7 protein-coding genes are annotated in these 10523 nt (G+C 37.1%); all 7 read left to right on the forward strand.

Features of this window, described 5'->3' with window-relative positions; all coding sequences use genetic code 11:
- Window positions 1–149: 149 nt before the first annotated feature.
- The 7 genes from glgB to EZV73_RS22045 all read left to right on the forward strand — a co-directional run bounded on the left by glgB (window position 150) and on the right by EZV73_RS22045 (window position 10523).
- Window positions 150–2039, forward strand: coding sequence for a 1,4-alpha-glucan branching protein GlgB (gene glgB, locus EZV73_RS22015; RefSeq protein WP_240842601.1), 1890 nt, complete (start codon window positions 150–152; stop codon window positions 2037–2039).
- Complete coding sequence (locus tag EZV73_RS22020) at window positions 2026–3156, forward strand: glucose-1-phosphate adenylyltransferase (protein ID WP_330637186.1); 1131 nt, start codon at window positions 2026–2028, stop codon at window positions 3154–3156. The genes glgB and EZV73_RS22020 overlap by 14 nt, the downstream gene beginning before the upstream one ends.
- Before the next feature lies 1 nt (window position 3157).
- Window positions 3158–4276 carry a glucose-1-phosphate adenylyltransferase subunit GlgD gene (gene glgD / locus EZV73_RS22025; protein WP_240842602.1) on the forward strand — a complete coding sequence of 373 codons (1119 nt, stop codon included), beginning with the start codon at window positions 3158–3160 and terminating at the stop codon, window positions 4274–4276.
- Between the two features lie 10 nt (window positions 4277–4286).
- Window positions 4287–5711 carry a glycogen synthase GlgA gene (glgA, locus tag EZV73_RS22030; protein WP_240842603.1) on the forward strand — a complete coding sequence of 475 codons (1425 nt, stop codon included), beginning with the start codon at window positions 4287–4289 and terminating at the stop codon, window positions 5709–5711.
- A 1-nt stretch (window position 5712) separates the two neighbouring features.
- Window positions 5713–8121, forward strand: a complete 2409-nt coding sequence (locus EZV73_RS22035) for a glycogen/starch/alpha-glucan phosphorylase (protein WP_240842604.1) — start codon at window positions 5713–5715, stop codon at window positions 8119–8121.
- 10 nt (window positions 8122–8131) lie between these two features.
- Complete coding sequence (gene pulA / locus EZV73_RS22040; protein WP_240842605.1) at window positions 8132–9985, forward strand: type I pullulanase; 1854 nt, start codon at window positions 8132–8134, stop codon at window positions 9983–9985.
- Between the two features lie 103 nt (window positions 9986–10088).
- Window positions 10089–10523: a GNAT family N-acetyltransferase gene (locus EZV73_RS22045; RefSeq protein ID WP_240842606.1), complete on the forward strand. Its 435-nt coding sequence runs from the start codon at window positions 10089–10091 to the stop codon at window positions 10521–10523.

The following is a 10523-nucleotide window of genomic DNA, read 5'->3' on the forward strand; positions in this document are numbered from 1 at the left end:
TTTTTATTAGGCAAACCTTTTCATTTTTACAAGGAAAAAAGCCTGGAAAAATAGGGAACGTTTTCCCAGAATTTTCACAAAATATTTACAAAATCATCATTTTTTTATTAAGAAAAAGCGTTATAATAAGTAAAAAAAGAGGAGCGGAAATGGTAAAAAGATTATTAAAAAGAAATGCGTTGGATATTTACTTATTCAACAAGGGTGAGAATTTTAAATCTTACAAGGTATTGGGTGCACATATTAGGAAAAGAGATGGCATATCAGGCGTTGAGTTTACAGTATGGGCACCAAAAGCAAAACAAGTAAGTTTGGTTGGCGACTTTAATGGTTGGAACATACATGAGTGTCCCATGATGCCAGTAGAAGATACAGGCATGTGGCATGCTTTTGTGCCTGAAGTAGAAGAGTTTTCTTTATACAAATATGCTGTCATGGATTATCAGGATAAGGTAACATTAAAGGCTGATCCATTTGCCTTCTTTTCAGAAGTAAAGCCAAACACAGCATCACGAGTCTATGATTTAAAGGGTTATAAATGGAATGACGCTAATTGGATGAGAAATCGTAAGAAGAAAAGTCCTTACAAATCTCCGCTTAATATATATGAACTACATCTTGGTTCTTGGGACCATCATGAAGAAGGCTATATGACCTATGGTCAAATGGAGGAAAAACTGATTCCTTACATCAAGTCAATGGGTTACACCCACATTGAGGTCATGCCTTTAACAGAACATCCATTTGATGGTTCGTGGGGTTATCAGGCAACAGGTTATTTTTCAATTACTTCTAGGTATGGTACGCCAAAAGACTTTATGAGTTTTGTTGATGCCTGTCATAAGGCTGGTATAGGTGTGCTTTTGGACTGGGTACCATGTCACTTCTGTAATGATGAACATGGTCTTAGACGATTTGATGGCACTGAAACGTTCGAACATTCTGACAAAACATTTGCTGACAATGAACTATGGGGTACAACCAACTTCGATTATGCAAAAACACAGGTACAGTCATTTCTCATCTCAAATGCCTTGTTTTTCTTGGAGAAGTTTCATATAGACGGCTTAAGGGTTGATGCAGTTGCCTTTATGTTGTATCAAGGCTATACAACACATCAGAGTCATGTAAACGAGGATGCCGTTAATTTTCTTCAAAGACTCAACAAAGAGGTCTTTGCTAGATATCCGGATGTTTTGATGATGGCTGAAGAATCCAGTGCTTGGCCTCTTGTAACAGCACCTATCCACGATGGTGGTTTGGGCTTTAACTTTAAGTGGAACATGGGTTGGATGAACGATATGCTGGAATACATGGAAATGGATTATCATGACCGTCACAATAATCATAAGGCCATTACATTTTCAGTTATGTATGCATTTACAGAAAACTTTATATTGCCACTTTCTCATGATGAAGTGGTTCATGGCAAGAAGTCACTACTTAATAAAATGCCGGGCGATTATTGGCAAAAGTTTGCCAACTTAAGAATGTTCTATGGCTATATGTATGCTTATCCAGGTAAAAAGCTCTTATTTATGGGTGGTGAGCTTGGCCAGTTTATTGAATGGGATTATGAAAGACCCATCGATTGGTTCTTAAGAGATTACGATAAGCATAGAGAAATGGAACTGTGTGTTAAAGACTTAAACCACTTCTACACAAAAGAAGAAGCCTTTTATTTCAACGATGATCAATACAAGGGATTTGAGTGGATTGACTATTCAAACAATGAGCAAAGCATCATCTCATTTGTCAGAAATGGAGAAAAAGAAAATATATTGGTGGTATGTAATTTCACACCAGAAGTTTATAAGTCTTTTGAGTTAGGTGCGCCATATATGGGTAACTATATAGAGGTGCTGAATACAGACGATGTCAAGTACGGGGGCTCAGGATTTTGCTCTAAACAAAGAGTGAAAGCTGTTAAGAAACAAGCCCACGGTCGACCGCAAAGTATTCAAATTGATATTGCACCACTTGCGACCATGTACTTCAAGATAGAAAAGACAGAGGAGATACGAGATGAGAATGTATAAAAAAGAAATGATTGCAATGATCCTAGCTGGTGGACAGGGATCTAGATTAAAAGACCTGACACATAAGATAGCAAAGCCTGCCGTACCATTTGGCGGCAAGTATAGAATCATTGATTTTGCATTGAGCAATTGTGCCAATTCGGAAATTGATACAGTAGGAGTATTGACCCAGTATGAACCTTATGTTTTATCAACACATATCGGTATTGGTTCACCTTGGGATTTAGATAGAAGACACGGTGGTGTAAGAGTTTTACCGCCTTATTACAATCAATTGGGTGGTAGATGGTATAAGGGCACTGCCAATGCTATATATGAAAACTTATCCTTTATTGAAAGATATGACCCTGAGTATGTTTTGATCTTGTCAGGTGACCATATCTACAATATGGATTACTCAAAGATGCTTCAATATCATAAGAAGAAGAAGGCAGAAGTAACCATAGCTGTTAAGGGTGTGACTATGGAAGAAGCCACAAGATTTGGTATCTTAAGTGCGGATGAAAGTGGAAGAATCTATGATTTTGAAGAAAAACCTGCACATCCTAAATCAACAAATGCTTCTATGGGGATTTACATATTCAATTGGTCTTTGTTAAAAGAAGCTTTAACAGACGATGAAGCCAACTTGGAATCGAAAAATGACTTTGGTAAAAACATCATTCCGAAGCTTCTTTCAGATAATGCAGATATATTTGCTTATGAGTTTGAAGGTTACTGGAGAGATGTAGGTACTGTAGAATCTTTATGGGAAGCCAATATGGATCTTTTAAATAGAAACTCTGATTTGGACTTATTTAACAAGGCGTGGCGCGTTTATTCAGCCAATACCATCAGTCCGCCTCAGTTTATAGCGCCGACTGCAAATGTTGAAAATTCACTTATTAATGATGGTTGTATCATTGAAGGCAATGTCAAGAAGTCGATTATTTCAACCAAAGTTAAGATAGGTAAGAACTCAACCATTACAGAATCGGTTATTATGCCGGATGCAATCATTGAAGAAAATGTTGTACTTCACAAGACCATTGTTATGAGTGGTGCGGTTGTAAAAGACAACACAATTGTTGAAGGTAGTGACGACAATGTTATCATTGTAACAGGCAAGGAGGCATAATATGAATGAAATGATGGGTATTATAAATTTATCTGCATCAACAGAAAGACTCAAGACCTTAACGGAAATTAGGACCATTGGCTCGATTCCTATTGGTGGTCGTTATAGGGTTATTGATTTCACTTTATCCAATATGGTTAATTCAGGTGTTACCAATATCGCTATCTGCACCCAGGGACGTGCAAGATCCTTGTATGACCATGTGGGGTCAGGTAAACACTGGGATTTAGACAGGAAGAAAGATGGCTTGTTCTACTTCCATCCAGAAGCCTCTTCAGTGGATATTGTCCAGAAAAAGGGTGACATCGAAATCTTTAATTCAATGCTTTCTTACATTAGAAAGTCAAAGCAGGAATATGTATTTTTATCAAGATCCTACATGGTATGCAATGTGGATTTAGAAGATATGCTAGACTACCATAAGGAACAAGAGGCTGATATCACAATTTTATACAAGCGTATGAACAACCATGTCAGACGTTTTGTAGATTGTGATACTGTCAACATTGATGAAAATGACGATATCATTTCTATGGGGAAAAATCTAGGTAAGAAGAAGTACTACAATGTTTCTATGGAAATGTATATTATGAAACGTGAGCTTTTGATTGAGCTTATAGAAGAATCGATTCACTTGGGTAATGTGGATTACTTAAAGCAGTGTATCTTTAATCAAATTGGTGAGTTGAAGGTGAAAGGTTTTGCCTTTGATGGCTACTTGGCCTGCATCAATACCATTCAAAATTTCTACAGAACCAATATGGATATGTTGTTGCCAGAAGTTCAGAAGGAACTCTTCCATGCGGATGATTTGATTTATACAAAAATCAAAGATGAACCGTCAACCTATTATGCAGACGATTCTTATGTATCCAACTCTTTGGTGTCATCGGGTTGCATCATAGAAGGTATTGTAGAAAATTCTATCTTGTCTAGAGGGGTTCATGTTAAAAAGGGTGCCATCATAAGAAATTCAATTGTCATGCAGAATTCTAAGGTTGGCGAGACGGCTAACATCAATCATATGATTTTAGACAAGAATGTAGAAATCAGTGATAAAAGAGTATTTAATGGAGATGTCGATCATCCATTTGTAATAGCAAAAAATTCGAAAGTATAGAGGTAAGAACATGAAAGTTTTATTTGTTTCTGCTGAAGTCGTACCATTTTCAAAGACCGGAGGTCTTGCAGATGTGGCTTATTCACTGCCGAGAGCCCTTATAAAAGAAGGCGTGGATGTTAGGGTTATGACTTCTAGAAACTTTCACAATAGAAAAGTAGATGTAGAGGAAAGACATCTTTTAAACACAGAAGTAGAAGTTGGTTGGAGAAAGCAGTACTTGGGGATTTCCATGACTGAGTTTAACGATATTCCTTTTTACTTTTTAGACAATGAATACTATTTTAAAAGAGAAGGCATATATGGTCATTTTGATGATGCAGAAAGGTATTCTTACTTCTGTAGGGCTGCACTTGAAGCTTTGATTCATCTGGATTTCGAGCCTGACCTGATTCATTTTAATGATTGGCATACAGCTATGATTCCTTTGTTGATGAAAAAGCACTATGGCCATATAGAAAAGTTTTCAAACATTAAAACTGTCTTTACCATTCATAATTTAAGATACCAAGGCGTCTATGATGCTCAGGTTCTAAACGAACTCTTAAACCTAGATTATTCTGAATTTGAATCTGGTGCAGTTGAGTTTTTTGGCGGCATCAACTTTATGAAGTCAGGTATTACTTTTGCAGATGCTGTAACGACTGTTAGTGATACTTATGCCAAGGAAATCAAAGAGCCTTACTTTGGTGAAAAGTTACATGACTTAATTAGAGACCATGAAGAGAAACTCCATGGTATTGTTAATGGTATAGATTTTGAGATATACAATCCAGAAATTGATCCGAAAATTGTAAAGAACTACACATATAAAAATTCATCTAGAAAACAAATTAACAAGGAACACTTACAAAATATCATGGGATTAAAAAAGTCAAAGAGACCCCTAATTGCCATGGTATCTAGACTGGCTGACCAAAAGGGATTGGATCTTTTAGAGCATATTATTGAAGAGCTCTTAGAACTGGATATCCAACTGGTTGTACTGGGGTCAGGTGAAGAAAAGTATGAAAACATGTTCAAACATTTTTCATATCACTATGAAAATTTATCGGCGAGTATCGGTTTTAATGAGGAACTTGCACATGAGATTTATGCAGGTGCAGACATGCTATTAATGCCTTCCTTATTTGAACCATGTGGCTTGTCGCAGTTGATATCTCAGAGATATGGTACAGTGCCAATTGTACGTGAAACAGGTGGTTTAAGAGATACGGTTATTCATTATAACAAGTATACACAGGAAGGTTCAGGATTTTCATTTGGATCATACAATGCTCATGAACTCTTGTTTGCGGTCAAACGAGCATTAGAGCTTTACGACAATAAAAAAGAGTGGAGAGGACTTGTCAAAAACATCATGCAGTTAGATACTTCATGGAAGCAATCTGCACTTAAATACAAGGCGCTTTATCAAGATTTGATTGGAGTGTAAAATGGTTACAAAAGCACAATTTAAAAAAGATTATCTAAAAAAGCTGACTGTAAAAAGTGGGCGAACAATAGAAGAAGCATCAAGGTGGGACCAATATCACGCACTGGCGTCCATGGTCAGAGAGTATGCTTCTATGGACTGGGTAGATACCAATAATCGTTATGATGACAAAGCTTGTAAACAAGTTTTCTATTTCTCAATAGAGTTCTTAACAGGTAAGTTTTTAATGAATAACTTAATTAATCTAGGTTTGGATGAAACGGCTTCTGAGGTTTTGGATGAACTGGGACTTGATTTGGAAGATATCGCCAGCATTGAAAAAGATCAAGGTCTTGGTAATGGTGGTTTGGGTAGATTGGCTGCGTGTTTTATGGACTCTATGGCAGCCCTAGCCATTCCTGGTCATGGTTGTGGTATTCGTTACAACTATGGTCTCTTTGAGCAAAAGATCATCAATGGCTATCAGGTTGAGTTTCCAGACAGGTGGCTAAACAACAGAAATGTTTGGGAAGTTAAGAAGGCTGATAAGTCTGTAGAAGTTCATTTTTATGGTGATGTTAAATTAGAAAATGGTCGTTATTTTCTAGAAAATACAACACCTGTACTTGCTGTGCCTTATGACACACCGGTTGTAGGTTATAAAAATGATACGGTTAATACTTTGAGACTTTGGTCCGCTCAGGCTATTAATAAAGAGTTTGACTACTCGACATTCTCTAGAGGCGAGTACATGGATGCCTTTAAGAAGAAGTATGATGTAGAGTCTATTTCTCAGGTGCTTTATCCAAATGATTCTTATGATGAAGGTAAAGTATTAAGATTAAAGCAGGAGTATTTCTTTGTTTCTGCAGGTATACAAGGCATTATCCGGTCATTTAAGAAGCTGGGTAAACCGATGGCTAAGCTGTATGATTATATTTCTATTCATATCAATGATACCCATCCTTCCATGGCCATTCCTGAGCTTATGAGAATTCTGATGGATGAAGAGGGCTTTGGTTGGGATGAATCTTGGTCTATAGTGGAAAAAACATGTTCCTATACCAACCATACCATTTTATCTGAGGCCTTAGAAAAATGGCCTGTAGAGATGTTCTCCAAGTTGCTGCCGAGAATATATATGATCATTGAAGAAATCAACAAACGCTTCTGTCTAGACTTGTTTGAGGTTTATCATAAGACCCAAGAAGAAGTCAACCGTATGGCGGTTATTGGTCATGGTGAAATCAGAATGGCCCACTTGGCTATTATCGGGTCTCATTCTATCAATGGTGTGGCTAGACTGCATACTGAAATTCTTAAAAACAAAGAGTTAAAAGATTTTTACAATATCATGCCGGCCAAGTTTAACAATAAGACCAATGGTATTACTCATAGAAGGTGGTTGATCAACTCTAATCCAGAACTATCAAAGGTGATTACAAAATATATTGGCGATTATTGGATCAGAGATCCTCAGCACCTTAGAGAGTTGATGAAGTTCATTGATGACAAGGACTTCAGACAAGAAATAGATGATGTTAAGAGAAAGAATAAAGAGGCGCTTGCAGCTTACATCTTAAAGCACAACAACATTGTTGTAAATCCAGATTCTATATTTGATGTACATGCAAAGAGACTTCATGAATACAAACGTCAGACCTTAAATATACTCCATATCATGTACTTGTATAACCGTCTTTTAAAGAATCCGGACGAGGACTTTGTGCCTAGAACCTTTATATTCGCAGCCAAGGCTGCACCGTCTTATTATATAGCCAAGCAAACCATCAAGCTCATTAACACGGTAGCGGACCTTGTGAACAACGACACAAGAATCAAAGACAAGATCAAGGTTGTTTTCTTAGAAAACTATTCTGTTTCTCTTGCTGAAATTCTTATGCCGGCAGCAGATGTTTCTGAACAGATATCTACAACCACTAAAGAAGCTTCAGGTACAGGTAACATGAAGTTTATGATGAACGGTGCTGTAACCATTGCGACTTTAGATGGTGCCAATGTAGAGATTCATGAACAAGTTGGGGAAGATAATATTGTCTTGTTTGGTTTGACGGAAGAAGAAGTCTATGAACTTTATGAACGTCATGAGTATAAGACAGACCACATTATAGAAAATGACCCTAGAATCAAAGAAGTGCTAGACCAGCTCATTAATGGATTTTTGGGTGTGGATAAAGAAGAATTCCAGATAATCTATGATTCTGTGGTATACAATGATGAGTATTTTGTTTTAAAAGACTTTGACTCTTATGCAGCAGCTCAAGAAAGAATTGGACATTATTATACAGATGAGGATATTTGGCTTAAAATGGCCATCACCAATATTGCTCATTCAGGTGTATTCTCAAGTGATAAAACCATTCAAGAATATGCATCGGGTATATGGGAAACGGACCGTGTACCTAAATAGGAAGTGACATATGATTAAAGCGCAAGTAAGTAATAAAATATTAAATCAGTCATATGGTGTCAAGATTCAGGGAGATCAAACTAGTTTTACTATTTGGTCTCCTTCTGCAAATAAGTTGCAGCTGTGTCTGTACAGGACTTCTAAAGCCATAAGACGTAAGATATACGATATGACCTGTGAAGATGATATCTGGTCTATTGTATTTGATGAAAATTTAGAGGGGTATTTTTATACCTTTTTAAAGGATGGATTTGAAATTGTCGATCCCTATGCCCAGTCGGTTAATGGTAACTCGACTAAAGGTGCAGTCCTATCGGCAAAAGATGTTAATCCTGAAGGTTTTTTAGACCATAAAAGACCAAAGCCTATTAAAAAGTCTGAAGCTATAATTTATGAACTTCATGTTAAAGATTTTTCAGTCGGAGAACACATGCCTTTTGAATATGGCGGTAAGTACTTGGCCTTTACTGAAAAAGGTCTTACTTATCAAGGGGAGAAGATAGGTATTGATCACTTGATCGAGCTTGGGATTACCCATGTTCACTTGCTACCTATCTACGACTTTATCACAGCCAATGATTATGATGATGAATCATACAACTGGGGTTATGATCCTTACTTGTTTAATGCCCCTGAAGGTTCTTATTCGACAGATCCAGATGACCCTAAGTCAAGAATCCTTGAGTTAAAGACCTTGATTCAGGCCCTCCATGAGGCGGATATCTTCGTTGTTTTGGATGTTGTTTACAACCATACCTACTTTGGTGGTACATCTAATTTTCATCGCTTGATGCCTTTTGTTTTTCATCGATTTGATGATAAGGGACATTTCCAAAATGGATCAGGCTGCGGCAATGAGCTGGATACGGAACATCCATTTGTTAGAAGGTTTATTTTAGACTCGCTTAAATTTTGGCTAGAGGTTTATCAGGTCGATGGTTTTAGGTTTGACTTGATGGGACTCTATGATGCTGAGTTTTCAAAGATGATCAGTGATGAACTGAGCGTGATTGAGCCTGATATCCTTTTATATGGCGAGCCTTGGACCGGTGGTCCTTCAGGTCTTTTGCATGACAAACAGATGCTTAAAGGCAAGCAGAGGGAAACAAGAATATCTCTTTTTAATGATGACTTTAGAAATGCCATCAAAGGTAGCAATGACGGCGAAGACTTGGGTTTTGTAGGTGGGGGTATATACAGAAAAGAAGACATTTATGCAGGCTGTTATGGGTCTATACACTTTAACCATGACATCATTGGTTTTTCAAGAATAGCCAGTGATTCCATCAACTATGTCTCAAGTCACGACAATTTGATTTTAATGGACAAAATTGCAAAATCAGACCATCACAGACCATTTGAAGAAAAGCAAAACATGAACACAACAGCCCTTGCTATGGTCTTGTTATCCTTTGGTATACCTTTTATACAAGCGGGTACAGAGTTTCTTAGAAGCAAGTATGGCGACCACAACTCATACAAGTCTTCTGCCTTTGTAAACAGAATCCACTGGTCTTATAAACACGCTCATCGTCATGTTTATGACTTTATCAAGGAAGTGATTGCCTTTAGAAAGTCTCAAAAGGTATTTACCTTAGAAGATCCTGAAGTGATCAAGAAGTCGGTCCATATGTTTGATGACATAGAAGGTGTGGTCAGGTACTTGATAGAGAGTCCATATGATGAGGATGAGGATATGATCTACATTGCCTACAATGGTTCTTCTAAAGACAAGTCTTTCTATGTAGATGGCTTTAAAATCAGAATAGATGGGGCCCTTTATTACCATGATAAGTGTTTTATTGAAGACAACATTTTGCATCTGCCAAGATATTCTTCTGTTGTACTTATTAAAAATAAATAAACATTATGTGAAAAGAATAGGAGAAATCCTATTCTTTTGTTGTTTTCATCATATTTGAGGTATAAAATTAAAAGGGATTGACATAATTTTGAAATGAGGATATATGTTAGATATTAGAGAAGAAAAAGACTTATTGATTATAAAACCACTCTGGCAGGCGCTTAACAGGCATCATATGGTTCACTCTAGACATTTTGATCACCTGTATAGAAAAAATACTTTTGAAGCTAGAATTGAGAAGTTTGATGCAGTGGATGACTATAGACTTGAAATCATTTGCCAGGACAAAAAACCTCTGGGCTATATTTTAGCCAGTATGAAGGACGGTGTTGGAGAAATCGACTCCTTCTACATTTATGATGATTTAAGAGGTCTAGGTTTAGGAGAATATTTAATGAAAAGAATGATCCTTTGGCTCCAGTCAAATGGGGCTGAAAGTGTGGTGGTCGATGTTGCGGCTGGTAATGAAGAGGTCATTGGATTTTATCATAAGATGGGATTTTACACGTCGAAACATACTATGAGATTGGGAGAGTAA

Source organism: Acidaminobacter sp. JC074 (assembly GCF_022496765.1).
Taxonomy (GTDB): domain Bacteria; phylum Bacillota; class Clostridia; order Peptostreptococcales; family Acidaminobacteraceae; genus JABXKX01.